This is a genomic window from Limnohabitans sp. G3-2 (genome assembly GCF_002778275.1).
Classification (GTDB): domain Bacteria; phylum Pseudomonadota; class Gammaproteobacteria; order Burkholderiales; family Burkholderiaceae_C; genus Limnohabitans_A.
In genome coordinates, this window is sequence record NZ_NESG01000004.1 from 88,068 (window position 1) to 114,975 (window position 26,908).

At 59.4% G+C, this 26,908-nt stretch carries 29 protein-coding genes; 7 read left to right on the forward strand and 22 right to left on the reverse strand.

Annotated elements, in window-relative coordinates; all coding sequences use genetic code 11:
- Positions 1–78: 78 nt before the first annotated feature.
- On the reverse strand, positions 79–243 hold the full coding sequence (locus B9Z31_RS15480) for a hypothetical protein (RefSeq protein ID WP_158235661.1): 165 nt from the start codon (positions 241–243) through the stop codon (positions 79–81).
- Positions 244–268: 25 nt separating this feature from the next.
- On the reverse strand, positions 269–2,212 hold the full coding sequence (locus B9Z31_RS06970; protein ID WP_100118854.1) for a methyl-accepting chemotaxis protein: 1,944 nt from the start codon (positions 2,210–2,212) through the stop codon (positions 269–271).
- 247 nt (positions 2,213–2,459) lie between these two features.
- Between B9Z31_RS06970 and B9Z31_RS06975 the strand changes: the two genes are divergently transcribed.
- From B9Z31_RS06975 to B9Z31_RS06985, 3 genes are read left to right on the forward strand one after another with little or no spacing between them, the layout of a single operon-like run.
- Positions 2,460–2,960 carry a Crp/Fnr family transcriptional regulator gene (locus B9Z31_RS06975; RefSeq protein ID WP_143473820.1) on the forward strand — a complete coding sequence of 167 codons (501 nt, stop codon included), beginning with the start codon at positions 2,460–2,462 and terminating at the stop codon, positions 2,958–2,960.
- Positions 2,957–3,310 (forward strand): cyclic nucleotide-binding domain-containing protein, encoded by a 354-nt coding sequence (locus B9Z31_RS06980; protein ID WP_100118856.1) that lies wholly within the window; start codon positions 2,957–2,959, stop codon positions 3,308–3,310. Before B9Z31_RS06975 ends, B9Z31_RS06980 begins: the two co-directional genes overlap by 4 nt.
- Before the next feature lies 1 nt (position 3,311).
- Entirely contained in the window at positions 3,312–4,181 is an 870-nt protein-coding gene (locus B9Z31_RS06985) for a hypothetical protein (RefSeq protein ID WP_100118857.1), read from the forward strand.
- Between the two features lie 24 nt (positions 4,182–4,205).
- On the opposite strand, the gene fliD is transcribed toward B9Z31_RS06985, so the two are convergent.
- The 12 genes from fliD to flgB form a co-directional block, all read right to left on the reverse strand.
- Positions 4,206–5,630, reverse strand: a complete 1,425-nt coding sequence (fliD, locus tag B9Z31_RS06990) for a flagellar filament capping protein FliD (RefSeq protein WP_100118858.1) — start codon at positions 5,628–5,630, stop codon at positions 4,206–4,208.
- Positions 5,631–5,713: 83 nt separating this feature from the next.
- The gene (flgL, locus tag B9Z31_RS06995) at positions 5,714–6,628 is read right to left on the reverse strand and encodes a flagellar hook-associated protein FlgL (RefSeq protein ID WP_100118859.1); all 915 of its coding nucleotides are present in this window, start codon (positions 6,626–6,628) and stop codon (positions 5,714–5,716) included.
- Positions 6,629–6,639: 11 nt separating this feature from the next.
- A complete protein-coding gene (gene flgK / locus B9Z31_RS07000; RefSeq protein WP_100118860.1) occupies positions 6,640–9,123 on the reverse strand; it encodes a flagellar hook-associated protein FlgK in 2,484 nt (827 codons plus the stop codon).
- A complete protein-coding gene (locus B9Z31_RS07005; RefSeq protein ID WP_100118861.1) occupies positions 9,120–9,605 on the reverse strand; it encodes a rod-binding protein in 486 nt (161 codons plus the stop codon). The genes flgK and B9Z31_RS07005 overlap by 4 nt, the downstream gene beginning before the upstream one ends.
- A gap of 10 nt (positions 9,606–9,615) precedes the next feature.
- Positions 9,616–10,740, reverse strand: coding sequence for a flagellar basal body P-ring protein FlgI (locus B9Z31_RS07010; RefSeq protein ID WP_100118862.1), 1,125 nt, complete (start codon positions 10,738–10,740; stop codon positions 9,616–9,618).
- A gap of 23 nt (positions 10,741–10,763) precedes the next feature.
- Complete coding sequence (locus tag B9Z31_RS07015) at positions 10,764–11,495, reverse strand: flagellar basal body L-ring protein FlgH (protein WP_100118863.1); 732 nt, start codon at positions 11,493–11,495, stop codon at positions 10,764–10,766.
- Positions 11,496–11,502: 7 nt separating this feature from the next.
- Positions 11,503–12,288 (reverse strand): flagellar basal-body rod protein FlgG, encoded by a 786-nt coding sequence (gene flgG / locus B9Z31_RS07020; RefSeq protein ID WP_199174455.1) that lies wholly within the window; start codon positions 12,286–12,288, stop codon positions 11,503–11,505.
- 19 nt (positions 12,289–12,307) lie between these two features.
- Complete coding sequence (locus B9Z31_RS07025; protein WP_100118865.1) at positions 12,308–13,069, reverse strand: flagellar basal body rod protein FlgF; 762 nt, start codon at positions 13,067–13,069, stop codon at positions 12,308–12,310.
- Between the two features lie 26 nt (positions 13,070–13,095).
- Positions 13,096–15,495, reverse strand: a complete 2,400-nt coding sequence (locus B9Z31_RS07030) for a flagellar hook-basal body complex protein (RefSeq protein ID WP_100118866.1) — start codon at positions 15,493–15,495, stop codon at positions 13,096–13,098.
- A gap of 62 nt (positions 15,496–15,557) precedes the next feature.
- Entirely contained in the window at positions 15,558–16,250 is a 693-nt protein-coding gene (locus tag B9Z31_RS07035) for a flagellar hook assembly protein FlgD (RefSeq protein ID WP_100118867.1), read from the reverse strand.
- Between the two features lie 14 nt (positions 16,251–16,264).
- On the reverse strand, positions 16,265–16,690 hold the full coding sequence (flgC, locus tag B9Z31_RS07040; RefSeq protein ID WP_100118868.1) for a flagellar basal body rod protein FlgC: 426 nt from the start codon (positions 16,688–16,690) through the stop codon (positions 16,265–16,267).
- Positions 16,691–16,692: 2 nt separating this feature from the next.
- Positions 16,693–17,082: a flagellar basal body rod protein FlgB gene (gene flgB / locus B9Z31_RS07045; RefSeq protein WP_100118869.1), complete on the reverse strand. Its 390-nt coding sequence runs from the start codon at positions 17,080–17,082 to the stop codon at positions 16,693–16,695.
- 265 nt (positions 17,083–17,347) lie between these two features.
- Between flgB and flgA the strand changes: the two genes are divergently transcribed.
- From flgA to B9Z31_RS07060, 3 genes are all read left to right on the forward strand, one after another.
- Entirely contained in the window at positions 17,348–18,184 is an 837-nt protein-coding gene (gene flgA / locus B9Z31_RS07050) for a flagellar basal body P-ring formation chaperone FlgA (RefSeq protein WP_233200824.1), read from the forward strand.
- Positions 18,185–18,296: 112 nt separating this feature from the next.
- Positions 18,297–18,599 (forward strand): flagellar biosynthesis anti-sigma factor FlgM, encoded by a 303-nt coding sequence (flgM, locus tag B9Z31_RS07055; protein ID WP_100118870.1) that lies wholly within the window; start codon positions 18,297–18,299, stop codon positions 18,597–18,599.
- A 7-nt stretch (positions 18,600–18,606) separates the two neighbouring features.
- Positions 18,607–19,038, forward strand: a complete 432-nt coding sequence (locus B9Z31_RS07060) for a flagellar protein FlgN (protein WP_100118871.1) — start codon at positions 18,607–18,609, stop codon at positions 19,036–19,038.
- A 28-nt stretch (positions 19,039–19,066) separates the two neighbouring features.
- Here the strand turns inward: B9Z31_RS07060 and B9Z31_RS07065 are convergent, their stop codons facing one another.
- The 5 genes from B9Z31_RS07065 to B9Z31_RS07085 are packed head-to-tail and all read right to left on the reverse strand — an operon-like array spanning position 19,067 to position 22,795.
- Entirely contained in the window at positions 19,067–19,348 is a 282-nt protein-coding gene (locus B9Z31_RS07065) for an EscU/YscU/HrcU family type III secretion system export apparatus switch protein (RefSeq protein ID WP_100118872.1), read from the reverse strand.
- Positions 19,345–20,466: a flagellar hook-length control protein FliK gene (locus tag B9Z31_RS07070; RefSeq protein WP_100118873.1), complete on the reverse strand. Its 1,122-nt coding sequence runs from the start codon at positions 20,464–20,466 to the stop codon at positions 19,345–19,347. Before B9Z31_RS07070 ends, B9Z31_RS07065 begins: the two co-directional genes overlap by 4 nt.
- 22 nt (positions 20,467–20,488) lie before the next feature.
- Positions 20,489–21,028, reverse strand: a complete 540-nt coding sequence (locus B9Z31_RS07075; RefSeq protein ID WP_143473821.1) for a hypothetical protein — start codon at positions 21,026–21,028, stop codon at positions 20,489–20,491.
- A 35-nt stretch (positions 21,029–21,063) separates the two neighbouring features.
- Positions 21,064–22,299, reverse strand: coding sequence for a hypothetical protein (locus tag B9Z31_RS07080; protein WP_100118875.1), 1,236 nt, complete (start codon positions 22,297–22,299; stop codon positions 21,064–21,066).
- Positions 22,300–22,303: 4 nt separating this feature from the next.
- Complete coding sequence (locus tag B9Z31_RS07085) at positions 22,304–22,795, reverse strand: LPP20 family lipoprotein (protein ID WP_100118876.1); 492 nt, start codon at positions 22,793–22,795, stop codon at positions 22,304–22,306.
- Between the two features lie 328 nt (positions 22,796–23,123).
- On the opposite strand from B9Z31_RS07085, the gene B9Z31_RS07090 reads away from it, so the two are divergent.
- Positions 23,124–24,398, forward strand: a complete 1,275-nt coding sequence (locus tag B9Z31_RS07090; protein ID WP_100118877.1) for a sigma-54-dependent Fis family transcriptional regulator — start codon at positions 23,124–23,126, stop codon at positions 24,396–24,398.
- A gap of 69 nt (positions 24,399–24,467) precedes the next feature.
- On the opposite strand, the gene B9Z31_RS07095 is transcribed toward B9Z31_RS07090, so the two are convergent.
- The 3 genes from B9Z31_RS07095 to motA all read right to left on the reverse strand — a co-directional run bounded on the left by B9Z31_RS07095 (position 24,468) and on the right by motA (position 26,905).
- Complete coding sequence (locus B9Z31_RS07095) at positions 24,468–24,971, reverse strand: hypothetical protein (RefSeq protein ID WP_100118878.1); 504 nt, start codon at positions 24,969–24,971, stop codon at positions 24,468–24,470.
- Positions 24,972–25,055: 84 nt separating this feature from the next.
- The gene (locus B9Z31_RS07100) at positions 25,056–26,042 is read right to left on the reverse strand and encodes a flagellar motor protein MotB (RefSeq protein WP_100118879.1); all 987 of its coding nucleotides are present in this window, start codon (positions 26,040–26,042) and stop codon (positions 25,056–25,058) included.
- Positions 26,042–26,905, reverse strand: a complete 864-nt coding sequence (motA, locus tag B9Z31_RS07105) for a flagellar motor stator protein MotA (protein ID WP_100118880.1) — start codon at positions 26,903–26,905, stop codon at positions 26,042–26,044. The genes B9Z31_RS07100 and motA overlap by 1 nt, the downstream gene beginning before the upstream one ends.
- Positions 26,906–26,908 lie beyond the last annotated feature (3 nt).

Genomic DNA, 26,908 nt, shown 5'->3' on the forward strand with positions numbered 1-26,908 from the left:
AAAAAGGCCCTGAAATCAGGGCCTTTTTTCTTGCAAGCGGGATGGGGCAGGGCCTTGTGCGCTGCCCGCCAACAGGCTTTAAGTTTCGAAGCGTTCCACTTCGCGGCGCGTGGCGTCGGCGATTTTGGACAACTCCACCACCGTGGCCGCAATCTCCTCCGATGCGGCCGAGTTGCTTTGTGCGATCTGGTCCAGGTTGTTCAGGTTCACATTGATTTGTTCGACCGCTGAGCTTTGCTGCACCAAGCCAGGGGCTCTCTTGTCCAGATCAAACGGTGAAGCGGCCCAGATCCTGGCGGGTTTGTTCCGCCAGTTTCGACAACTCGATCACGGTGGCGGTGATCTCTTCAGAGGCCGCAGCATTGCTGACCGCAATGCGGTCCAGACTGCCCAGGTTGGAATTGATCTCTTCCACCGCGGCGGACTGTTGTTCCAAGGCCGAGGAGATGCGCTGCAGCATTTGGTCGGTTTCTTGCGAGCCTTGCTCGATCATGGACATGTCGCGGTTGACTTCTTGAACCACTTGCACGGCCTGCGCGGTTTCGGCCACGGCTTGCTGGACCAAGCGGGCAATTTCTTGCGAGCTTTCGGCGCTGCTGGCCGCGAGTTTGCCCACTTCTTCGGCCACGACCGAGAAGCCTTTGCCGTGCTCGCCTGCACGGGCCGCTTCAATCGCGGCGTTCAGGGACAGCAGGTTGGTTTTGTTGGCGATTTTTTCAATCACTTCGGTGATCTTGTTGATCTTGTCTGAGTGCACCGAGATGTTGTTCACCACCTGAACCATCTGGGTCATTTTGCCCATGCCGGTTTGCATGATGGCCATGGAGTCGCGGGACTTCTGGCTCGCAATGGCGGTGTTGCGCGACACATCGGTGACCGACTCCGCGGTGTGCCGAATGGCCAAGGCCACTTGGCTGATGGCATGGGTTTGGTTTTGTGCGCCGTCGGAAATTTGACCGATGGCGGTGCTGGTTTGGTTGGCTGCCGCCGCCACTTGGCGGGTGCTGTTGTGCACAGCACCGAGGGCATGACCCAAGGCATCCAGGGAACTGTTGATGTTGCTCTTGAGGCGTTGCAGATCGCCGGTGGCATCGCTGTGCACGCGTTGCGTCAGGTCGCCGGCGGCCACCGAGGCCATCACCGAGTCGACGTTGCCGATCATGCTGTGCAGCGATTGCAAGGCCGTGGCGGCTTGGGCCAGGCTTTCGCGGAACTCGCCGCGGGTGGTGCTGAAATCAATGTCATGGGCGAACTGGCCGTGCAAGAGGGCCTTGGACAGACCGTTGAAACCGCTCATGGTTTGCTGGACGCTGTCCAAAGAATTGTTGATGGCCCGTTTCATTTGGCCCAAATCACCCTGCAAATCGCCTTCGATGCGCTGGTTCAATTCACCGTCCGCCAAATGCTGGACCACCCTGTTGACCTGTGCATTGGCAGTTTGCTGGGCTTGCAGCAAGGTGTTGAAGGCGCGTGCGGTGGCGCCCACCTCATCGTCTTGCACCACTTGAATGCGCGTGCTGTAGTCGAAATTTTGGGACACGTTTTGAGCGGCTTCTTGCATTTGGCGCAGCGGATTGACCACCGAGCCCACGATGCGCATGGCAAACAAAATGCCGGCCAAGGTGCCGCCTGCCAACAACACGATGCTGATCAGTTGCGAGTGCTCGTATTGGTCGCGCGACTGCGTGTACTCGGACTTGGCAACGTCGAGCTGGACTTCGATCAGCTCAGAAAACTTGGTGCTGATGGGGTCGATCACAGGGTACAAGGTGTCGATCGTGAACCGTGCGATGGCCTTGCGGTCTTCGTCTTCCAGAATGCTTTGCAGTTGGTTGAGGCTGGTTTCCGCTGCGGCCAGCATGGGCTCGATGTCAGCGACCAATTTCTTTTCTTGTTCAACCAGGTAGGTGGCTTTGTAGGCATTCCAGGTTTTGGTGATGCCCTGGCGTGCATCTTTGAGGTTTTTGCGTGCCTCTTCCCACTCGATGTTGCCGTTGCGCACCTTGTGCGCCATGTCCACGATGTTCACCGCGTAAAGATCGGCGATCACCTTCAAGTCGCGCAAGGGCACGACCCGGTCTTCGTATACGGTGCGCAAGCCGTTGACCGACTCCGACATGCCCTTGAGACCGGTCAGTCCCACAATGATGGACACCAAAGACAGAAGCCCGACCAAAAGGAAGAGGCGAATGTTGACACTGAAGTGGTTCATGAGCAGATAGAAAACGGTGATGGAACAGATTGCACCAAGGGGGTGCCGTCAGCGCGCGCGAGGTTTCGCGTGTGCGTCATCATAACCATGATGGTGCCAAAATTTTCGTTATTGATTCATTTATTGGTATAAATGCTAAAGACTGGCGATGATGGCCCTGATTTGTTAATTACTTTATATTCAGCTAGAATGTTGGCTTTATTATTGAATCCACGATGCTTGGCTTGCGATCGGCCAAGGGGATGCCATGAGCACTAGCAAATTCGTTGCAGCTTCCTTTTCAGTGAATATTGAGCATTTGCACGCTTTGGGTGTTCGCGACCCTTATTCCGAGCAAAGCATGCAGCTCTACCATTCCGGCAAACTCAATGCCAATGAGCGCTTGTACTTTTCCTTGTGGGGTTCTTCAGAGCTCAGCACGTCCTTGATTCGCGCCAAAACCCGGTTTGCTCGCCAAGGCGAGCCGGTCAGCTCGGCCTACTTTGTGATCAAAGGGGCTGTTTTGGGGGTCAAGGGGGAGGACATCTACCGCTTGGGCCCGGGCAGCGTGATTGGCCTGGCCGAGGGAGTCGGGGGCTTGCCTTACAACATGGACGCCATCGCGGTCGATGATGTGCAGGTTCGGGTCTTCCCGATTTATGTGATCTCCAAACTGGTGAAAAACATGCCGCCCGGTTTGAAAGGTATTCTCAAGTCCACCGTCATGCGCACCATGCAGCTGACCTCACCACCGCCATTGTTGCCATGAGCAGTACATTCGACGAAATCAAGCTCGAAGAGGGCCAAATTCTGTTCAAAGCGGGTGAACCCGCTGACAAGCTTTACTTCATTCAGTCGGGCACCATTCGCATGGCCGACAAAAATACCGGCGCTGTGTTTGCAACTTTGAAAGAAGGCGATTCTTTCGGTGAGCAGGCCATGCTGCAGGGCGGTATCCGTGGCGCCACGGCCTTGGCGGGCGAGGGCACCGTTTTGCTCGAGATCACGGCCGAGGGCCTGCGGGGTTTGCTGAAAACGGCGTCGCCCATTTTGACGGCTGTTTTTGAAGCCATGATGCTGCAGCAAAACATGCAAAACGCCTTGCGCACGAAAGCCTGACATGGCTGGCGCACGTCCCATGGCGATGCCCACATTGCAAGACGTGGGCATTTCATTGCGCAACCTGCGCCGTGCTTGGCCTGATCAGTGGCCAGGCTTGCCCTTGGTGTTTGATCGCGCTTGGGCCCAGCTGGGTTTGGCCACGCCGCGCAAGGGCTCTTCGGCCCACAGCCTGCTCGCTTTTGGCAGGCGGGTGGCCGAGCAGGTGGAGCAAGACGGGGCGCGGCGCCAAGCCCAAGGCCTGGAGCCGGCTTACCACAACCGTTTGCACATCGCAGACACCTTGGTCGGCATGAGCTATTTGCTCAAAACCTCGGCGCTGCTGGCGGTACCAGGCGCGCGCATGCCCAGCGTGGCCGCCATGGGTTTGGCCATCATGGCCGGGCATGATTTCTTGCACCCCGGGGGCTCGAACGCGCAGCCGGGTGAGTTTGAAGCGCGTGCGGTCCAAGATTTACAACCGTGGATGAGCCAAGCGGGGCTGGCGGAGGCAGACCGCCAAGCCCTGGCGCAGGCCATCATGGCCACCGATCCTGCGCGGGTCAAGGGGTGTCACGTGCAAGTGCGTGCCCAGACCTTTGACCTGAGGCAACTCGAAAGTTTGACCGTGTTGGTGCAAGAGGCCGACATTTTGGCCAGCACCTTGCCGCAGACTTCTTTGGGTTTGACGCAGTCTTTGGCGACCGAATGGGCGCCCAAACAACCGCAAGCAGCCCAGCGGCTGATGCTGCCCCAGAACCGTTTGCTTTTTTTGGAGCATGCAGCGCTGTTTTCCAGCCCAGCGGCCCAAGCCCTGGGCGTCGACGCCGTGAAGGTGCGACAAACCCAACGCATCGAGCGGGAACTGCGCCAAGGCGGTGGACGCGACTGAGCCGTCTCGCCTGAGGCCGCGTTTTCAGCTGTTGTAGGCTTTCGCCATGCCCTCAAAAGTGCCTTTGAGGCTTTCGCGGGTGCTGTTGCTGTTGCCCACAATGCTCTCCATGACGCTGAATTGGCTCATGTAACGGCTCATCAACTTCTCCATGCGGGCATCCAAATCGGCCAATTCGTCTTTGTACTTGGCAATTTTGGCGGTGCTGTTTCGGCTCAGGCTTTCGATGGCGCCGGTCGACAGCAGCATCTTTTCGATTTTGTTGATGGCATCACCCGCCAAGCCCCCTGGCGCCGCGCTGTAAATGCTTTGGTTGTTGGTCCCCGCCGAGAACATGGTCGAGACCTCGGCGAAGTTGTTTTGCAGCGCGGTGTCGAGTTTGCTCTCGTCCAAAGTGAGTTGGCCGTTTCGGTCCATGCTCAGTCCGACGTTGCGGGCGGCCTGGATGGTGGTGCCCGCCGTGCTGGAGGTGTCGGTGATCATGGCCCGCACTTGGGCGCGCACCGACTGAAGCAAACTTTCTCCGGCCAGCGCGCCCCCGAACTCTTCCACCTCGCTGTCGCGGTCGCCTAGGATTTTGAGTGTCTCTTCAAAATCGTTGTAAGCCGTCACCAAACCTTTGACGTTGTCCTTGATGCTGGCGGTGTCCCGGTTCAGGTCAACACGGGCCGAACCTGTGGTGTTGGCATAAAGGTCCAGGGTCACGCCATCGATGACGTCGGTCACGGTGTTGCTGCTGCGGGAAACCGTCAAGCCATTGATTTTGAGACTGGCATCGGTGGCCGTTTGCAGGTGGTTGGTGAAGCTGACGCCTGGCACGGCCACGCCGTTGCTGTCTTTGCTGGTCAGGCTGAAGGCTTTGCTGGCCCCTGTTTCACCCGAGATGACCACGTTGTAGCCATTGCCTGTGTTGATGAGCTGCGCCGTGACCCCCAGCTTGGCGCCATTGATCGCGCTGACCATGCCTGCAGGCGTGGGGTTGACGACACTGATGTCGCCTTTGTCCACACCGCCAATGGTCAAGTTGAGCGAGAAAGCGGTGCCGGTGGTATCAGGGCTGATGACGTTCAGGGGCGTGGCCCGGTCTGCAAAAGTGCTGCTGCCGGTCCGCTGCATGAGCGCGGTTTGCAAGATCTCGATGTTGTAGCTGCCCGCCTCGGCCGTGCTGCTGGCCGTTATGCCCAATGCGTTGGACTGGGTGTTGCTGGGCTTGATGGAGCTGAAGTCGCTCGCATCGTTGAGTTTGCCAAATGCGGTTTTGAGTTCGGACAAGGCAAATTTGACGGCCCCGTAACCCGTGATCTTGGCTTCGGTCTGGGTGATTTTGGTGTCGATGCGCTCTTTTTTGGGTGTTTTTTCGGCATCCACCAAGCTTTGGGCCAAACCTTTGACGTCGATGCCGGATCCGGCACCCAAGGTGTTGACGATGTTCGTGGTGGTGGTGGCCATGTGGGGAGACTTTGGTTAGAGGTTGATCAGGGATGTGCAATGAATCGGCAGAAATTCAAAAAAATGAATTCAAGTCGGCCGACTCAACCTCGGATGTAGTCAAACAGGCTCAGGCCTGAGATCTTTGAAAAACTGCCCATGGCCGCTTCCAGCGCCATCATTTCTTTGTTCATGCGGGTCACGGCCTCGGCGTAGTCCAAGTCTTCGATTTCCGACAAGGTGGATTTGAAACGCAAGGCCGTTTCGCTCAACACATCCAGCTGGGATTGGACCACGACCTGGTCTGAGCCATTTTGTGCTTGAGACAAGGTCAGGTTGTTGTGCATTTGGGTCAGGTCGGCGATGCCTTGCTGGATCTGGCCCGTCTGGGCGCTGTTGACGCCGTCGATCATTTGGTCCAAGGCATCAAAAAAGCCGACGCTGTTGCCGTCTTGCCGAACCACGCGGCTGAACACGTCGGTGCCCGCACGGGTGAACTGCACCGTTCGCTCGACACCGGCAGGAATGCGGGTTTGCGTTTGATCGCCTTGGTACATCACATCACCGTTCAAACCTTCGGCGAAAGCCGGGGTGTTCACGCGGGTCCCGGAAAACAAATAGTTGCCACTGTCGTCACGCGTGTTGCCCAAGCTGAGCAACTGGTCGCGCAGCGCTTTCAATTCGACGGCGACGCTTTTGCGATCATCGGGTGAGAGGGTGTCGTTGGCCGCTTGAATGCCCAACTCTTTCATGCGGATCAAGACATCGTTGGATGCCGACAAAGCGGTCTCTTCGGCGGTGTAGCGGCGCATGGCCACGTCGAGCGTGCGCATGTGGCTGTCTTGCCGCTGCACTTCGCCTTTGAGGCGCTGAATGGCCGCGGCCTGGTCGGGGGCGTCGCTGGGCGAGAGGATTTGTTTGGACTCGGCCATTTGGGCCTGCGTGGTCGCCAAACGGTTTTGGATCTTGGTCATGCGCTCGGTGGCACGGTCAAACAAAAAAGAGGTCGAAATTTTCATGGTGCCTCCGGTCAGCGGACTTGCAAGATGGCGTCAAACAAGGCCATGGACACTTGCATGACCTTGGCATTGGCTTGATAAGCTTGTTGAAAACGCACCAGGGCGGAGGCTTCCTCGTCCAGGCTCACGCCCGAGACGCCGTCGCGGGCCTCCTGGGCTTGTTGGTAAACCACGCTGAGGGCCTGTTCGGCAATGGCCGCCTGGCGGGCCACGCTGCCCACTTGGTTCACGCGTTCGATGTACGCCTCGGTCATGGTCAGGCCGCCGGGCATGATCGCTTCGTCTTCCAGCGCCACCATGCGCAGCATGGCTTCGTTGTTGCCGATGCCGTCTTTGTTGCCATCGATGTTGAAGATGTCGCCTGCTTTGGGCGCGGTCGAAAACTCCATGCGCAAACCGCGGTAGATCAAGCTCGGGGTCGAGTTGTTGGGATCGGTTTGCAACTGGCGCTCGGCCACCACGGTGTCCGTGCGGGTGTCCAAAATCCTGTACGTACTGTCCGTGATGAACGTCACTTTGAGTGGCGAGGCCCGCAAAGTGGACTTCATGCCGCCTTCGATGCCCTCAAACTGCGCCGTCACTTGGGCTGTGCTGTCGCCGCCGCTGTTGTCGGTCACGAAAACCAGCAGGTCGTCGGTGGTGCCACCTTTGACCGAGATGCGGGTGTCAAAGCCCAGTTGTTTCAAGTCCGCTGGGGTGCCGTTGGGGCCCATCCCCAAGCGAATGTCGTCGGTGACGTTGCCGGCTGGGCGGGACAGCACCAGTTTGCCCTCGACTTGGCTCGCCGTGACGCCTGTGCTGGCCGATGACGCGTTGAGCCAGCCGACCACGGCACTCAGGTTGGCACCACTCGCAAGCAGAGGCAAAGCATGGCCATTGAGGGTGAGGGCGCCGGCTGCGATGCCGCTGGCCGGGCCTGTGAACGCATTGCCGGTCAGCACCGCTGGCGTTTTTTGAGGGGCCAACAATTCGCGGGTGGCGGGGTTGAACTGCTGAGCCAGGCCCACATCGGCCTTGGCCCCCATGAAGATGTCCATCTCCAAATAAGCGGCTGCGCCCGTGGCGTTGAGGTAGCTGGTGTTGTAGGTGGCGCCCGCTTCCACACCGTTGCTCGTTTTGAGCAACAGGGATTGCTGGTCTACACTCAAGGCCCGACCCAGCAGATGCCGACCGTCACGCGTGAGCACTTGAAACGATTGGTTGGCCGTGGGGTTTTTCAGCGTCAATGACAAGTCTTGGGTGCCCACTGGCACCAGGCCCAGACTGGCAAAGGCCTGGCCGGCACTGGTGGTGACCGTGACCGAACCAATTTGTGGGATCTGACCCAAGGCCAGTTCGCCCAGCAAGGCGGTCGGGCCAGCAAATTCGGGCGCTTTGTAGTTAACCCGTGCCTGGGCGGTGCCGCCATTCAAGGGGTTGTCAATGACCCGGAATTGACCGGCAGCAGCCACCCGGTTGGCGTCTTTGATGACCATTTGCATGCCCGCGGCTTGCAAAGGTTTGTCGGCACTGAAGGCGAACAAATCGCCACCCAGAAGGCCCTCGGCGTCCACACCTTCGCGGTGAATGGCGTTGATCTCGCGGGCCATGACTTCGGCCAGATCATTGAGCGAGTTGGCGGCAGGGTTGAGCACCTGCTCGCGGAAGGTCATGATGCCGCCAATTTTGCCGCTGCTGATGCCCGACATGGTCTCCGGCGTGCCGTAGGCGTCGATGGCAAACTGGAGTTTGTTTTTGTCGATGCTCGATTGGGACACACTGATGTCGCGGGTGTTGGACTGTTGCACCAAAATGCCCTGGTCCAGCGTATCGCCCACGCTGACCAGCACGGCACCGTTGGGCTCGAATTTGGTTTTGACGGCAATCAGGCTCGACAGCTCGCGCAGCAAGCGGTCACGTTGGTCCAGCAGTTCAGAGGGTTGGTTGTCGGCGCTGCTGTGCTTGACCATTTGCTTGTTCAGCAAGCCCAGCTGTTGTGTCAAGGAGTTGATCTGGCCCACATCGGTGTCGACCGATTGGCGTGTTTCGTTGTCCAGCAGGTCAAATTGCCCAGCCAGTTGCTGAAAGCGGGACGACAAGCCCTCGGCATCGCGCAAAAAAGTGCTGCGCGTGACCACAGAGGCGGGGTCGCTGGAGAGATCGCGTGACGATTCAAAGAACAGGTTCATGGCCGTGGTCAGACCAATGCTCTCGTCGCCCATCACGTCGATCAGGCGGTTGACGTAAGACAGCAAAGGCTTTTGGCTTTCCAAGTCGCTGTTGCTGTTGCGCAGGTTGGATTCGACAAAAGCATCGTACTGGCGCTGCACGGCATCAAAGCGTGCACCCGTGCCCAGATAGCTGTTGCCCACCTGCCTGGGCTGGTTGGACGTCAGCGAGATGTCTTGCCGTGTGTAGCCATCGGTGCTGACGTTGGCGATGTTGTTGGACACCGTGGCCAAAGCGCGTTGGTACGCGGTGACACCGGAGCTGCCAATGCTGAGCAAATCACTCATGGTTTAGCTCCTGGCGTGACACGGTCGAGTTTGAAGCCGTTGAAGCGCTCGAGTTGGTAGCCCTTGACCACTTCGGGGTTGAGCGGCATGGCCTCGCGTGTGGGGGTCAAAGGCATGGCTTGGGCTTGGGCCTTGGGCGCGTGCAGGCGCAAAGCGTCTTGGGTGCTCAGCTCTTGGGCCCGCAGCATTTGCTTTTCCATCATGTTGGCCACACCCAAACCACCGCGTTTGACCATTTCCAGAGACATTTCTTTGTCCATGAGGTCTTGGTAGGTGTCCATGTTGCCGCCTTCGACCAAGTCGCTTTTCTCGATCGACTCGCGCATGGTCTTCATCATTTGCTGAATGAAGTAAGCCTCAAACTGCTCCGATGTTTTGCGAATGGCTTTGCTCGGGTCTTGCGCCGCCTCACCCTTCAGGCGCGTGAGCGCGTTGAAGTCCAGGTAGGTGCTGGATTCGGTGTCGGTGGACAAGTCGTTCATGGCGGTCTCTTTAGATGACGATCAGTTCCGCGCGCAAACTGCCGGTGCTTTTCAGGGCTTCGAGGATGGCGATCAGGGCCGAGGGGGTTGCGCCCACTTGGTTCACGGCATCCACAACTTGGCGCAAGTCCACACCTGGCTGGAACAGGAACATGGGATTCTTGGGCTCGGACACCGCGATGTCTGCGTTTTGCACGGGGGTCGTTTGCCCATTCGAGAAAGCGTTGGGTTGCGACACCTCGTTGGTGGCGGCAATGGACACAGAAATGGTGCCGTGCGCGACCGCGGCAGCGGTGATGCGGACATTGCGGCTGATCACGACAGTGCCTGTGCGGGAGTTGACGACCACGCGTGCGGGTGGCTCACCCGGGACCACATCGAGGTTTTCCACCATGCTCAAAAAGGCCACCCGTTGCGACATGTCACTGGGGGCTTTGACAGCGAAAGACATGCCGTCCAGCGCCTGCGCTGTGCCGTTGCCAAAGTTTTTGTTGATGGCGTTGACGATGGCGGTGGTGGTGGTGAAGTCCGACTCGCGCACATTCATGACGACATGGTCAGATTTCTCGAAAGGGGTTTCCACCATGCGCTCGACGGTGGCGCCGCTCGGGATGCGCGCAGCGGTGGGCACGCCGATGCTGACTTTGGAGCCAGCTGCGCTGGTTTCGACCCCGGTGGCGGTCAGCGCACCTTGGGCCAGGCCGTAGATTTGGCCGTCCACACCGCGCAAGCTGGTGAGCAACAAACTGCCGCCGCGCAGGCTGCTGGCCTTGCCGATGGCGGAGATGTTGATGTCGATTTTCTGGCCAGGCTTGGCAAAACCGGGCAACTCGGCGGTCACCATCACGGCGGCCACGTTTTTGATGTCGATTTTGCCGCTGGAGGCGTTTTGTTCGAAGTCTGACAGAGGGCCATCAATGCCCACGCCCAAACGTTGCAACATGGATTTCATGCTTTGAGCGGTGAAGGACACATCCGCGCCGTCGCCCGTGCCTTGCAAACCCACCACCAAACCGTAGCCGATCAGTTGGTTGGTGCGGCCAGCGGCCACCGAGGCCAAATCTTTGACACGGTCAGCCCAGGCAGCGCCTGTGAAGCTCAGCAGAAATATCAGTGAAACGAGGGTGGATTTCATGGAGGGTGCTCAGCGTCAAGTCTTTAGAAAGGCCAAAGCTTCAACAAGGCTTTGGTTCCCCAGCCCGCCGTGGCGGCGTTGGCCATGTCACCCGTGCCGCGGTAGGCGATCTGGGCGTTGGCCAAGCGGCGCGACTGCACGGTGTTGTTGGGCGAGATGTCTTCAGGTCGGATGATGCCGCTGACCTGAATGATTTCGGCGCCTTCGGTCAAAGCCAGTTGTTTCTCGCCGCGCACCATCAAGTTGCCATTGGCCAAAACTTCGGAGACGGTCACCGAGACGTCGCCAATCAGGCTGGCTTTTTGGTCGGCATCACCGCCGCCCGAGCTCTCAATGTTGGCTTTGCTCAAGTCCACGCCATTGAGCACGCCTTGTGCGTTGTAGCCCAATACGTTGGGCAAACGCATGTTTTGCACCTTGGCATTCAACCCGCCAGGAGCGGCAGCAGAAGTGGGGATGACATCGTTTTTCGCACCGCGTTTGACGCTGCCGCTTTGCGTGCGCCCAGCTTGGGTGGATTCATTGAGCAGCACGGTGATCACGTCGCCCACGTTGTAAGCGCCCACCCGGCCAAACCAGTTGTCGCTTTGGCGGCCGTTGTAAATGGCGCCGGTTGCCATGTGTGGTTTTTGGATGCCCACCGGCAAGATGGGTGCAAATTCGGGCGTGTGCGTCATGGGCGGAGGGCTGGTGGAGCAGCCGCCCAAAGCCAGTGCCAAAGTCAATGCCAGGGGGAAGAAAACAGTGCGATTCATGTTGCGCTCACATGTTGTTGTTCAGGAAGCGCAGCATGCCGTCCACGGCCGAGATGGCTTTGGAGTTGATTTCGTAGGCGCGCTGGGTTTCGATCATGTTGACCATCTCTTCGACCACGTTGACGTTGGACGCTTCCAAAGCGCCTTGCATCAGTTGACCTGCACCTGCCAAACCGGGTTGGCCGACCTGTGGCGCTCCGCTGGCGGTGGTTTCTTTCATCAGGTTTTGACCGATGGATTGCAGACCGGCTGGGTTGGCAAAGCGGGCCGTTTGGATTTGACCAATGATCTGGTTGCCACCGCCAGCCGCCGCTTCCACCGACACGGTGCCGTCTTGGCCAATGGTGATGCTGGCCACGTTGGGGGGGATGGTGATGGCCGGCTGCAAAGCCGCGCCATTGGCGGTCACGAGTTGGCCGGTTGAGGACAGTTTGAACGAGCCGTCACGGGTGTACGCCACGGTGCCATCCGACTGGGTAATCTGGAAAAATCCGTCCCCTTGAACCGCCACATCCAGGGCATTTTTGGTGCTGACCAAGCTGCCTTGGGTATGGGTTTTTTCGGTCGACACGATGCGCACACCGGTACCCAGCATCAGGCCCGTGGGGGCTTGCGCGTCGGCGCCGACCTGGGCGCCGGGTTGGCGCAGGTTTTGGTAGAGCATGTCTTCGAACGAAGCACGGTCGCGCTTGAAACCTGTCGTGTTGACGTTGGCCAAGTTGTTCGAGATCACCGACATGCGCGTTTGCTGCGCGTCCAGGCCGGTTTTGGCAATCCACATTGATGCATCCATGGGAGGCTCCTGTCAGTGTTTAAGCGGGTTTCATCATGGAAGAGCCGGACTCGTCGAGTGCCTTGGTTTCCTTGATGATGCGAATTTGGGTTTCGAAACTGCGCGACTGGTCGATCAGCCGTGTCATGGCCTCGATGGCGCTGACGTTGCTGCCTTCCAGCGCTTGGGGAATCAAGCGGGGCTGTGCGTTGCCCAAGGCCAGATCGGTGCCATCAGGCTCGCCGTCCACCTTGAACAGGCCGTCTTGGCGGCGACCCAATTTGGTGTCGCCGGCGTCGCGCAAGCGCAATTGGTCAATCAGCACCATGGGAGCCGTCGAGGGTTGCGCCGGGTCTCTGGCGTAGACCGTGCCATCGGGGTTGATGGCGACCGCCATGCCCGGGGGGATGGCGATCGGGCCACCATTGCCCAGCACCAAGTGGCCAGAGCCGTTTTCCAATTGACCTTGGGGGTTGATTTTCAAGTCACCACGCCGCGTGAAGGCCACATCCCCATTGGGCGCTTGCACCGTCATGACGGCCTTGTCGGCCAAGGCGATGTCCATGGGACGGCCGGTGGCCATGACAGGACCGGGTGTCAAACGGATTTGATCGCGGGCCACCGCTTGCGCTTGGTAACGTGAGTCAAAACCAGGGCCTTCTACCTTGACGGTTTTGAGGGCCACGTCGTAGCTGCTTTTGAAACCCACCGTGGACACGTTGGCCAAATCATTGACCAGCACCTGGCGAGCCGTTGCCTGCTCTTTGATGGTGGCGTTGGAAGTGAAAACAAGGCGGTCCATGGTCTGTTTCTCAGTGCTTTACGAGCTCAAGCCCGGATGTTGATGATCGCGCTGGTCATCGTGCTGCTGGTCTCAATCGCTTTGGCGTTGGCCTGGAAGTTCCGCTGCGCGGTGATCAAATCCACCAGCTCTTGGGTCAAGTCCACGTTGGCGCGTTCGGTGGCACCTGCACGGATCGAACCGAAGCCCGCCGAGCCCGCTTCACCGATCTTGGCGCTGCCAGAAGATGCAGAGGCCAAATAACTGGCATCACCCACCTGACGCAAACCCGATGGACTGGAGAAGTTGGCCAAAACGATCTTGCCCAGCGACACTTGCGAGCCGTTGGAGTAGGTGGCATTGACCAAACCGTCGGGTCCAATGTTCAGGCCCATCAGGTCGCCTTCAGGGGCGCCGTCCTGGGATTGCGACAACACCGCAAACGCGCTGGAGTATTGGGTCGACTTGGTGAAGTCGATCGACATGGTCAGCGCACCCTTACCACCTTGCAAGAAGGCGGTTTCAAAAGGCATGCCGGTCAAGGGGGACACGGGTTTACCCGTCAGATCGAAGCTCAACTCGCCGCGATCGAGGTAAACAGGCCACCATTCGGTTTTGCTGGACAAACCGGTGGCGTCTTCCGTTTGGACGCCATTTTTCACAAATTGCAAAGCGCCGTTTTCTGTGAATTGCGCCAGTTTTTTCCAATCGGTGGTGGCGCCAAACTGCATTTCCGTGTTGGCCAAGCCCCAGTCGGCAGATCCGGTGACCTGAATGGAAGAGTTGCTGCCGGTGGTGCCGGTGGTGAAGTTCAGTTGCTTGGTTTTGGCGTCAAAGCCGACCGTCACGCCCAAGACTTTGCGGCCTGTCTCGGCATCCGTGATGGTGTTGATCTCGTCTTGCAATGCTTTGGCAAAGGTCTCAATGTTGGTGTAGGTGGTGGGAAAGGGCAGTTCGATTTTTTTGACGATGCCGTCCACCGAAACAAAAAAGTCTTTGTTGGAAGAGGTGACCTGGATGCTTTTTGCGGTGTTGATGGTCATCACTTCACCACTCAAAACCGCAGGTTCACTGGCCTTGCCGCGCAGCGCTTCTGTCGACGAGGCCGCCACGGTCAAGTTGGGCGAGTTGTCGACCAAACCCAGGTATTTGGTGGCATTGGCGTCGGGTCCAGAGATGGAGATGCTGGAGTTGTCGCCCGTTGTGCCTGAAGAGATGGAGAATTTGGCGGTGTCCGGGTCAAAGGCCACGGTGATGCCAAAGCGGGCGTTGGAGATGGCTGGCTTGCCTGGGACGGCCGCCACCGCGGGTGGGCCTGCAACGGCAGGCGTGCCCGCGACCGCGGGTGTGTCGGGCAGAGCGCCCATCACGTTGTTGATGGCGATCTCCAGTTGGCGGGCCAAAATCTGGGGGTCTTTGTCGGCGGCGGTCAGGTTGTAGGTGATCTCTTGGGCCGCAGCAGGCGTGGCGGTGTTGCTCGCTGGCGCGCCATCGATCTTCATGCTGAACTTGAGGGTGCCTGAGGGGACTGCCACAAAGGTGCCCGCCGCGTAATCGGCGGCCGCCAGCGATGCCGACACGGCTTTCGCGGGTGAGGAAGGGCGCGTGTCGGTCAGTTGGTCCAGGGAATACATCTCGGTGGTGCCGGAGCTGGGCACCACGCGTGGATCGCTTTTCGGCAACACATCGCCGTACTTGTTCACAAAATAGTTGCTGCCCAAGGTGTCCGTGGCTTGCTGCAAAGCGGGCTTGACTTCGGTGTCACCCACAAAAAAGTAGGTTTGCCATTTGGAGAAGGGGCTGTCGAGTGTGGCGTTCTGGGTTTTGGCGTAGTACACCGTGGCCAGGTAACCGTTACCGCCGCTGTCGTACACGGTCAAAGCGGTGCTTTTGTTGTAGGTGCTGGGGTTGGTGCGGTCAAAGTCTGCCGTGATCACTTCCGAGTCCGCGGGCAGGTTCAGGCCCAGCTGGATTTGGGTGGTCTCCACCGCTTCGCCCGATGTTTTGGACGGGATGGTCAAGGCGTTCAGGTTGGTCAAGTCGGCTTTGCCGGACGAGTCCACCGAGGCGGCCATCAGGCGTTGTCCGGTGGAGTTCACCACGTTGTTCTGGTCGTTCAGGGTGAACGAGCCGTTGCGGGTGTAGGTGTCTTGCAGACCATCGGGTGTCTTCAAGGGAAAGAAGCCATCGCCCGTGATGGCCAGATCCAGCGAGTTGCCGGAGGTGGAGATGTTGCCCTGGCTGAATTCCTGGCTCACCTGCTTGAGCGACACGCCCTGGCCGATGTTGCTGGACGACTTTTGCAAAGGCGATGTCGAGAAAATGTCGCCAAAGTCAGCCCGCGAGCGCTTGAAGCCCGAGGTGCCCACGTTGGCAATGTTGTTGGATGTCACGGCCAATTGGGCGGTGGCCGAGTTCAGACCGGTGAGCGAGGTGTAAAACGACATGCTGTAAAGCTCCTGTGATGCGTGAGGTGTGGGGTGAGGGCGTTCAGAGGTGGCGTGCTGCTTTACAGCCCCACGCGCTTGACGTCTTTGAGTAACATGGTGTTGCCGCCATCGACTTCCACGCTGACGCTGCCGTCACCGGGGTTGGTCGCGATGGCGCGCACAGTGGACAAGGTGCTGACGGGGACCGTGGCCGTTTGACCATTGACCACCGCGGTGGCGCTCAAGCGGTAGAGCCCTGTGGGCACGGGATTCTCGGCGGCGTCCAGACCGTTCCAAGTGAAGGGCATGGTGCCGGGCAATTGGGGTCCTGCGATCAATTCCTGCACCAGACGGCCTTGGCTGTCGTGCACATTGACCTGAACGCCGCTTGCGCCTGCTGGCAAATCGATGGTGGCGTCCAGGCTGCTGCCCGATGTGAGCAAAGTGGGCGTGTCGTTCATGGCCACTTTTTTGCCAATCAGTGAGGCGCTGTTGAGCATGCGCTCGCCCGACATGGAGGTCACAAACGAGTCCAAAGACGTTTGCATGTTGGTCAAGGCTTCAAGCTGTGAAAACTGGGCCAATTGGGCGACAAACGCTTCGTTTTTGACGGGTTCCAGCGGGTTTTGGTTTTGCAGCTGGGCGGTGAACAAAGTCAGAAAATCCTGTTTGCCCATTTCCTCTTTGGTTTTGGCCACGCCCTTGTCTTTCACGTCTTCGTAACGCGTGACGTTTTTGAGCAGGCTGGAGGAGCTGACGGTGTCGGTGGTCATGGGGTGCTTTCGGGTCAGGCTTTGGCGATGTCCAGCGTGCGCATCATCAGTTGACGCGCCGTGTTGATGACTTCGACGTTGTTTTGGTAGGAGCGGGCGGCGGCCATCATTTCCACCATCTCGGTGACTTCGCTCACGTTGGACTGGTAGACATAACCGTCTTTGTCGGCCATGGGGTTCTTGGGGTCAGAAACACGGCGAGGGGCGACGGTGTCTTCGACCATGCGATCGATCTTCACGCCGCCCACGTAGGCGGCACCCGCGTTGGTCATTTGCTCGTCGACCAAGGCCTTGAAGACCGGGCGTTTGGCCCGGAAGGCGTCTTTTTCGGATGTGGCCACCGTGCCAGCGTTGGCCAGGTTGGAGGCGGTGGCGTTCATGCGGGTCAGTTGCGCATTGAGCGCCGTACCGGCAATGCCAAAGATGTTGTCCATGCTCATGCTCAGTCTCCTCGCAGGGCTTTGCGCACGCTGCTGACCCGGTTTTCCAAAAAGTTCAAAGTCGCCTGGTAGTCCGCGGCGGCTTTACCGTACTGGGCTTGCTCCACGCTCATTTCCACGGTGTTGCCGTCAAAAGAGGTGTTGAAAGGGGTGCGAAAGCGCATGCCGTCTGCGCCCAACTCTTCGCCAGCGCCATAGTGACCAGCGTTGGTCGCGGCCATGGCGGTGTCTTGTTGTTGGGCGGCGCTCATCACGGCCTTGAAGTCGATGTCACGGGCCTTGTAGTGCGGGGTGTCGGCGTTGGCAATGTTTTGCGCCAACACTTCGAGGCGGCGGCTTTTGACTTGCAAAGCTTGTTCATGCACGCCAAGTGCTTGGTTCAACAAATTCATCTGGACTCCTGGACGGCGTAAGGTTGTTCGATGTTCAAGGTACGTCGGTCTTTTGACGTTGCCCCCTCAAGTTGAGCGGGCTTGTGCCGATACCTGCAAAAGTTGTGCCAAGTTTTTCTGTCACCTTTTGACGCCCCATTTCGTGCGGGGGGTGCTGCGGGCCCCCCGGGGGCGGCAAGCTTTGGTCGTGGGCGGCAAAGCTTTGCCGATGCGCTGCCGCTGCGGGTGTCGGTCAAAGCTGGTCTTGTTTTTGCTTAACCAGGGCATGCAAACCCATCGTCAAAACTTCCACACCCCCATGAAGCACCTCTTGCAAGCGCTGTGCCGCCTCATGGACTTGCTGATTGCACGCGGGCTTTTGTGGGGCTTGGCGTTGTGGCTGTTGGGCACCTCGTCGTTTGCGGCCAAGCCCGCCAAGCCGCAAAATCCTCCCGCTTCTGCCGCCGAGGTCATGCAGACTTCGGTCCAAAAGTGGGTGGCCCAATCCCGCAAAGTCAAACCAGAACAGGTCACCCTGGCCCCAATGGACAGCCGGGTCAAGGTGCGCGCTTGTGACCAGGCCCTGAACATGGATGTGCCGTTCTCAAATGCCGAAACCGTCCGCGTGCGCTGCGCCCAACCCGTTTGGCAGCAATTTGTGCGTGTGAGCGTCGCGGGCGGGGCGCCCGAAGCGCCGCCTCAAGCCAAACCAGAGTCCGCCGCCGCGCCCGAACCTGCCAAGCGCTGGGTCTTGTTGGCCAAAGTGCCTTTACAAAGGGGCATGGTGCTCAATGAGACTCATGTTTCCCGTGAACAGGTCGATACTCCCAACATGCCTGTGAATGTGCTGGAACAAGCATCCGAGGTCATGCATGCCGAAGTGGTTCGGGATGTGCGGCCTGGAACACCCTTGCGCAGCCAGGACATTCGGCCCACAGTGTTGGTGAAAAGGGGCCAGATGGTGCTCTTGTCGGTGGGGCAAGCGCAGGGGTTTCAAATCTCCGCGCGGGTCGAAGCCATGCAAGATGGCCGTTTTGGCGAGCAGATCAAGCTCAAAAACCGCGATTCCGGTCGCGAATTGAGCGGCCGCGTGCAGGGGCCCAACCAGGTGGTGGGGCTTTGACCCCTCAAAATCAAAAATTTCAATTTTTCTCTCAAGTTCTAGAATCTCATGCCGATTCAGTATTCGAGCAAGGTCTCAGCTCCATGTTCAGAGACCAGAAAAGAGAACCCATATGACCGATCCCATCTCTCATTTCGGCCGCAAGGCCCAAATAGAATCTGCCAACCGCCAGTCGGTTGCCAAGGGTGAACCGCGCGCCCAGGCGTCTGCTTCGCAAGAGGCCGCACGTTCTGCTGCGCCTGCCACCGACGAACTGCGTTTGAGCAAAGTGGCCCAGCAAGTGATGCAAGAACCCGAATTTGACCGCAGCAAGGTCGAGGCCATCAAGACCGCCATCCAGCAGGGCCAGTACCCTGTGGACTCGCGCCGGATTGCCGAAAACTTTGTGGCGATCGAGAAAATGATCAAAGGCTGACCCGCCCATGTCCGACATGATCCGTCCTGAGACCGAGGCTTCTTCTTGGGAGGCCGCTTTGCTGGCTGCACCCGATGCGGTTTCGCGTCTGGCGGACATTTTGGGTTTGGAGTTTGAGGCCCTGAAAGTGCGCGATCTGAGCGCTTTCGAGGCCATTCAAGATGAAAAAAACGGCCTGCTGCAAAAGCTGGCCCTGTTGGCCGAGTGGGCTGCCCCGCAAAACCCTGTGCCCTTGCCGTGGCAGCAACTGCAGGACAGCTTGCGCCAGTGCAAGCAAGACCATTTGCGCAACATCCAACTGCTGCAGCGCCAATTGCAGGCGGTCAAAGGCACTTTGCAAGCCTTGCAAGGGGATTCAGCCGGGCCCGCCGTGGATTTGTACGACCGCATGGGCCAAATCGCCCGTCGCCCCGGCGCCTGGGGTTACCAGCTCGCCTGAATCGGCCCCGACCTGAGGCGGCGCGCTGTCAGGTCCGCTTTTTCTCGTCCCCTGGACGCATGCCTTTGAGCCAATAGACCCACGACAAAATGACCGCCACCGCGGTGTACATCTCGGGGGGGATCTCGGCCTCCAGGTCCACCCGGCTGAGCAGCGCCAGCAATTGCGGGTCTTGCGCCACATACACCCCATGCTTCAAAGCTTCTTCGATGATTTTTTGGGCCAAGTCGTCTTGCCCTTTGGCGCTGATGACCGGGGTTTTCCGGGCACCGTACTCCAGTGCAATGGCTTCTTTGAGGGGGCTTTTCATGTTTGCACGTCCAGCAAACTGCCCATGCCGGGGGGCGCATGCGGCATGGGGTCATTCGGGCCTTGACCGTGGATGATCTGAAGCCGGGTCATGTTCAGACCGGCGCTGTCGAGTTCTTGTTCCAGGTTGCTGGCCAAGGCTTTGGCGCGCGCCACGACATCTTCGCGCTCGGCCCACATGACCATGTCGACATCGGTTTGCTCGCTGATGCGGGTTTGCAGCCAGACTTCGCCCAAATCCCGGTTGCGGGTGTGCAGGTGGATGACCAAGGGGGGCTTGGCTTGGCCAGCTTGTTGCCGGCCCCGTGTCCAGCGCATGGTCACAGGTTCGGCGTCGGCAAAGGGCAGCATCATGGAAAACACCCACTCGCGGCCATCGATCCTTTCTTGCCCCATCAATTGACGCGACTCGATGTCGTCCAGGCTGTCACCGATCAGCCCCTCTTTGTCCACGGCCGAGCCCCCGCGCATGAGCTGGCGCAAGATGCTTTTCAAATCGATCAGGCCCGCCCCCATGCCTTGGGCCAGCAGGTTTTCGGTCATGAAGCCGCTGCGCTGCATGGCTTGTTGCAGTTTTTCGGGCGTCAGTTGCGCCATGCTGGGGCGCAACTTGAGCCATTGCTGCAGGGCCTGCAGGCCCGGTGCGGAGGCTTGCAGCCCTTGCAGCATGCCTTCGAGCACACCGGGCCTGAGCAATTGGGCCAGCGCTTGCATGTCGGGCGGCCGAAAGCCCAGTTGCTCGGTGCGGCCCGGCAGCGCTGGCGCTGCGCTGGCCGAGGCTGCTGAGGCGGCTGGGGTGGATGCGGGCGCGGCTTGCAACGGGCGCAGCACAATGGCGCCGTTGGCCAGCACCTGAACCCTGAACAAAGCCGTGTCGCCCGAAGCCAGCCGCAAACCTGCGGGCAAGTCTTTGGGCAGGTCGATGTAGGCCCCGGGTTGGAGGTTTTGCAGGTTCAGCCGCATGGCGTCGAGTTTGGACTCGAGCGTGCCTTGCACCACTTGGCCATCGCGCAAACCGAGCTCGGCTGCGGTCCGCTCGATGACGAGCGGCAGCTTGCCTTCCAGGTAAATGGTGGGCGTTCTGGGGGTGAGGTGGGCGGTTTCGGCCCCTGTGATCATGCCGCAGTGCCTGTGTCCGGTTTCAAGGAAAGCGCACCCAACGGCGTTTGTCAGGACCTGTATGGGATGCCTCAGCGTCCTCTTTCACGGCCGGAGCTTGAAACAAGGCCGCCGCTTGTGGGCTTTGGGCCAAGATGTGCTGGCGCAGGGCCTCCACCGAAGGCAAGGCCAGGACCGTCCCCGGGCGAACGGGGTAGGTGCTGCCTTTGGGGAAAATTTTCGGGTTGGCCTTGGCCAAGGCTTGTCGCATGAACTCGTCTTTCAAGGGCATGCCCGGCAGGCCGCGCCTTAAAACGGCGTCAATGCTTTCGCCTTTTTGAACGGTGATGAGCGTGCCTGCAGCGGCAGGGCTGGCGGAGCCACTGTCTGCCTGTGCCGATGCGCTGTCAGCGCCGCCCAAAGGGGTGGACAGGACTTTGAGCGCAGAAGCCGCAGCGGCCGTGGTTTCAGCCGCTTGGGCGCCTGGCAGGGCCATGGCGGTGGCGGCCACCAGCAGTCCACAGACCACCCCAAACAGGCGACCCGTCGTTGGCTGAGGGGAGAGGGCAGTGCGAGGGCTCATGTTCAGGGGGTCCAGGGTGGGTTCAAACGGTCAGATCAGAGTGGCAAGGCCATCCAGTGGCCTTGCGCCGCCAAGGTGGGGCCCGCCAATTGTTGCAGTTCGGTGCGATCGCGCCCCACGTTGACCACCTGGGCCAGCGCCAGATGCTGCGTGGCGCCCGGCTCCAGCATCTGGCTGGGCACATGGCTGGGGTTGATCAACAACACACGGTCACCCGCACGCAAGCCGCTGTCCGTGCCCCCTTGCAGGGTCAGCTTGTCCGCTTCGGTCCGCCGCACATGGAATTGAACCGGCTCGCAGGCCGAACGTTTGTCCAGTTGGGCCACCCAAGCTTGCATCTGGAGTTGGAGCTGCTCTTTCAGGCTTTGCACCCAGGCACTGGGATTTTGGCTGGCGTTTTGCGGATCGATGCGGATGACCTGTTCCATCTGCCAACGGGGCTCGATCGGACCTTCGCTGGCATGCCGTTCGCCGAGCGTGAAGGTCAAGGTCCAGCGCCAATCTTGCGCGTTTTTGTTCAGGTCATTCCAAGCTTGGCGCACCGAGTACTCTTGCGCTGGGGCGTGGGGTTTGAGCACCAATTCGGCGGTCCACCCCGTCGGGCTTTCACTCGGGCCGGTCAAGGCCCGAAGGTAAGTGTTGTCGGGCGGAGTTGACTTCTTTTGCGCACGCCAGCGCACAGAAGCTTGCATGTGCTGGGTCCACGACTGGTCCACCCAATGCATCACCGATTGGCTGGCAAACTGCTGCGCGCCCGTGAAACCGGTGTCCACACGGGTTTGCATCACCAGCGGCAAGCGCCAGGGGCGGGGAGGGGCCTTGCACTCGGTGGCCTTGGTTTGGGCCGCACGCCAGCCCCAAGGCAGCACCTCGGCACTGACCTGTGGCGGCGTGTCTTGCTCGTCTTGTAAATAAGAGAGCACGCGCACGCCCCGAACCTCAGCTTGCGATTGGAAATGGGCACTTTCATGCAGGGCGCCTTTGTCATCGATCCAGGCACTGCTGAGCACGCGGGTGGGGCGATCGATGGTGGCCTGCAAAATGGCCTGGCGAATCGCGCCCAGTTGGGCCTCGTGTTGTTTGGCCGTTGGCGAGCGGGTCGCCCGGCTGTCCTTTCGGACCGTGGCTTGGGCTGCAGCGCCATCGCCCATCGCCGGACTGGCCACTGGGCTGTTCTGCGCCTGAGCCAGCAGGGTCATGGCGCAGCCCAGCGCCAAAGCCGAGATGCGGCCAAGTCGACGGGTGCTGTGGGAGAGGGCTTGCGGGGACATGGTGTCAGCGGCGGCGAGCAGCCAGCTGGTTCAGGTACAGGCTGCGCAGGTCACGCACCACATGTTGGTCCAGCGACAGTGTGGTCTCGTACGTGTCTTCACCCACGGGGGCAATGCTGACCAGCACAGCGCCGTAAATCACCCCTTCGACTTTGGCCCGGAAGGTGTCGCTCATGACGGTCATGTCGGCCACCGTGGTGGTGGCGTCAAGTTGCTGGCCGTACACCTGCTCGGTCAGCGAGCGGTAGGCGTCCAGCTTGGAGGCGCGAATGGCCAAGAGGCGTTGTTGGGCGGGGTTCTTGTGGTTTTGCACGCTGATGACCGCGTACCCTGTGGCCACCAAGGTTTCGCGTTTCTCAACCAGCGGCGTGATCATCGAGGCTGTGCTGGGCGCGGCCGCTGGGGTGGCTTTGAGCGCATTCAAAGACAGGGTGTCGCAGCCCGCCAAGGCGGCCAAGCAGAGCAGAGAGACCGCCAGGGATCGGTGAAAAGTCATCTTGAAACTCCAGTGGCTGGACAAGGCAACATGCCATAGCCCAGCTGATTTATCTTGATGGAAGTATCGACAGCACATGGGAAGTCTTGAGGGCTCATGCGTGCTTTCACCGTCGAATAGAGCAGGCCGAGGGGCGCCATGTGCTGTAAAAAACCACAATTCGAGGGGACTGGGTCCTTAAGTTACCATTTTCAATTGGTCAAAGTGTGAATTTTGATTTATAAACAGAAATATTGTCATTTGTGTCATTTTCAACACTGTGTTGAAGAGACCTCTGTGATCGCCCAACACCCCCTCTGATGCCCCACGGTCCTTGGCCCATTCTTGGATGAAACCTCGCAACCACCCCCTCATCATTGGTGACAGTCAAGCCACGCTTTTCCTGCGCGACTTGATCAAAACCCTGTCGGCGTCGGCCTCGACCGCGCTGATCACCGGGGAGAGTGGTACGGGCAAAGAATTGGTGGCGCAGTCGCTGCACATGCAAGGCCCTCGCGCCGACGGCCCTTTTGTGCCCATCAACTGTGGCGCCATTCCGCGTGACTTGATCGAGAGCGAGCTGTTTGGCCACCGAAAAGGCAGTTTCACCGGAGCGGTCTCGGACCGTTTGGGGCGGTTTGAGCTCGCCCACGGGGGCACGCTGTTCCTGGATGAAATCGGCGATTTGCCGATGGACATGCAAGTCAAGCTGCTGCGCGTGCTGCAAGAGCGTTGCATCTTGCCTGTGGGCGCTTCCAAAGAGGTACCTCTGGATGTGCGCGTGGTGGCCGCGACCCATAAAAAACTGGAAGCCGAGGTCGAAGCCGGCCGTTTCCGGGAAGATTTGTATTACCGCATCAACGTCTTGCCTGTGACCACCACGCCACTGCGTGAGCGGCCATCCGATGTGGCAGCCTTGCTGCATTTTTATGCCGAAAAGCACGCGCTGCCGCACATCCGGGCGGTGCGTTTTGCCCCTGAGATGATGCAGCTCATGCAGAGCTACACCTGGCCGGGCAATGTGCGGGAATTGTCCAACCTGGTTGACCGTTTTTCCACCCTCTACCCCGCCCAAGTCCTGCATGTTCAAACCGTTCCAGCCTGCATGATGCCGCTGGGCATGGCGGCCTTGCAGGCCGAGTGGCTGGCCAAAAACGGTTTGACGGCGCCTGCGACTTTCCAGCCTTCCATGGAAGACGACGTGGCCGTGTCGCAAGTGGTCGTGCCGGCAGAAGACGCCTTGCTTTTTGGCGTGCCCCAAGGCGCGCAGAGCTTGGGGGCTTCACCGTTTGACCGCGAAGACGATCCGATGTCGCACTTGTTGTCGAGCCCCTCTGGCTCTTTCAGCATGCCCGTCAAAGCGTTCAGTCCCGCACCCTTGTCGGCATCGAACGATGAAATCAACGAGGTCGAGCAAGCGATCTTGCTGGCGCAGGGCATCCAAACCTTGCCGCCTGAAGGCATGTCGCTCAAGCAGCATTTGGTGGAAGTTGAGCGCAGCTTGATTGAGCAAGCCTTGGCACGGACCCAAGGCAATGTGTCTCAAACGGCCAAGCTGCTCCAATTGCAACGCACGACCTTGATCGAAAAAATCAACAAGTACGAGCTGCGCAACGTGGCTTGAAGCGAGCCCAGCCGCTGCACCGGGTTCGCCCTGGCGCGGGTGAAAGGCGACGCCCTTGAGCGCAGGGTCTCAAAAGGGTGGTTTGATCACGTGGGCGCAGGTGCCCTTGATGAGCTTGACGGTGCGCCCGTCCGACAGACTCAGGGATTGTTCGAAACGACCGGTTTTGCGGTCCACCACAAACTCTTCGCCAGAGATCATGACGCCAAAGCGTTGGAACATGGCGGGACGGTAAACCTTGACGCGAGTGCCCATCAGCGTGAGCGTGCCTGCACGGCTTTCGGAGATGGCAATGCGGCCTTGGTACCAGCCAGACTTTTGGTCGAAATCAACTTGCGCCATGGCCACACGCGAGGGCTCGTTTTCTTTGATGCCCAGTGCCAATTGACCGTCCAGGTCCAGCTCCAACTCACAGATCAAGTCCATCACCCCCTTGCTGCCGCCGGGCATGCTTTTGGGGGTGGTCAACTCGGCGGACTCTTGGCTTGGGGCTCCCAAGAGGTGCACCAAGCCCCAAATGCCCCCCATCACCAAAAGACCGATGGCGATGCCGATGGAGATATTTTTCAGCATGGATGAACCTCTCGCTGGGCGTTGTGGGTTGAAAACAGGCAAGTCCTCATGACCGTGGGCTTGTGCAAAGGGCCAGGGCTGCGGTCATTGGTTGAGCACGGTGATGCTGACCCTGCGGTTGCGGGGGTCGGCGGGATTTCCGGGCACATTCGGGTTGGTGTCGGCCACCCCTTCAATGCGTGAGAACCGGTTGGCCCCGACGCCTTGGCCTTGCATGAACTGGCGGGTGGCATCGGCACGTTCGGTCGACAAAGTCCAGTTGTTGCGCATGCTCTCGGGCGGGAAGCCGGTGCTGTCGGTGTGGCCACGGATGGCCAATTTGTTGGGCAAGGGCTTCAGGGACTTGGTCACTTCCGACATCAGGGCGGCCGCCTTGGCCCCCATTTCGGCGCCACCCGAGCCGTACATGGCAAAGTCGGCCTTGTCGATCACCTCGATGCGCAAGCCTTCCTTGTCGCGGGTGATGCTGACTTGGTCCTTGATCTTCTCGAACTGTTTGCTCTCGGACAGTTTTTGTTTGATCTCTTTTTCCAACTTGTCGAAGTTTTGTTTGTCCTGCTTTTCGCTGGGCGTGCCTGTGCCGCTTTCCTTGCCGGGGTCTTGTTCCGACGGGCCGTCCTTGTTGTTTTCCTCTTTCGAAGAGCCAAAGCTTTCGCCTGGGCCGCCCTGGGCCTGTGGCGTCAGGCGCTCGAGCATCGCGGTTTGTTTGGAGGAAAAAGGGAAGCCGTCCGGGTCAATGATGGACGTGCCGCCAAACAGGCCGTTGGAGCCCGCCAGCTCGCCCATGGCGATCTGGCTGTGCGATGTGGGGCGGAAGTAGTCTGCGACACTTTTGCGCTTGTCTTCGGTGCTGGCACCCAACAGCCACATGAGCAAAAAGAAAGCCATCATGGCGGTCATCATGTCGGCCAGCGCGATCTTCCAGGCACCGCCGTGGGCGCCCGCATGGCCATCGTCGGCAATGATTTTTTTGACAACGATGATGGGCCGCAGCGCCTCTGCTGCGGCAGCAGCTTCGGCCGCCGCGACTTCCTCGGGCGTCCCTGCTGCGGCTTTGTCTGCCTCCGCCATCAAGAACCTCGCATGCCGTCGAAGACTTCAGAGAAACTCGGTTGGCTGTGGTGCGAAATGCAGGCACGCGCCGACTCGATGATCAAGGGCTGCGGATAGCCCCGCAGGTTGCCCACGATCATTTCGCGAATGACGTCAAAGGCCTGGGCATCTTCGTTGATGATTTGCGTCAAGCGACCGGAAAAGGGCTCGAACATGCCGTAGGCCAAGAACACCCCCATCAGCGTTCCCACCAGGGCGGCGCCAATCAGCGCGCCCAGCACGGGCGGGGGTTGGTCGATCGCGCCCATGGTTTTCACCACACCCAACACGCAGGCCACAATACCCAGGGCAGGCAAACCACCCGCGATACCGGCCAGCGCAGCAGGCGCCAGCAAAGCTTCGTGGTGGTGGACCTTGATGGCTTTTTTCATCAAATCGTCCAAAGCATCGGCGTCCAGGTTGCCCTGCGAGATCACCATCAAGCGCAGCGGATCACAAATCATCTGAACAATGGAGTGGTCCTTGGCCAATTTGGGAAATTCGCCAAAAATCGCGCTGGAATCGGGGTTCTCTACGTGCGACTCCAACGCCACCACGCCTTCTTTTTTCATGACGGCTTGCAACTTGCCCACCAAGAGCATCAAGGCCAGGTAGTCGGCTTGGTGAAAGCTGGGCCCCTTGATGCATTTGCCAATACCGCCCATGGCGGCTTTGAAGACCGGAAAGCTGTTCGCAATCAAGGAGGCCCCGATGGCGGAGCCCCCAATGATGATGAATTCGAAAGGCGCAGCCTTGATGATGGGGGCCATTTTGCCGCCCGCAAGAATGTAGCCACCAAACACGGCGCCGAACACCACTGCCAAACCGATAAAGAAAAACATGCT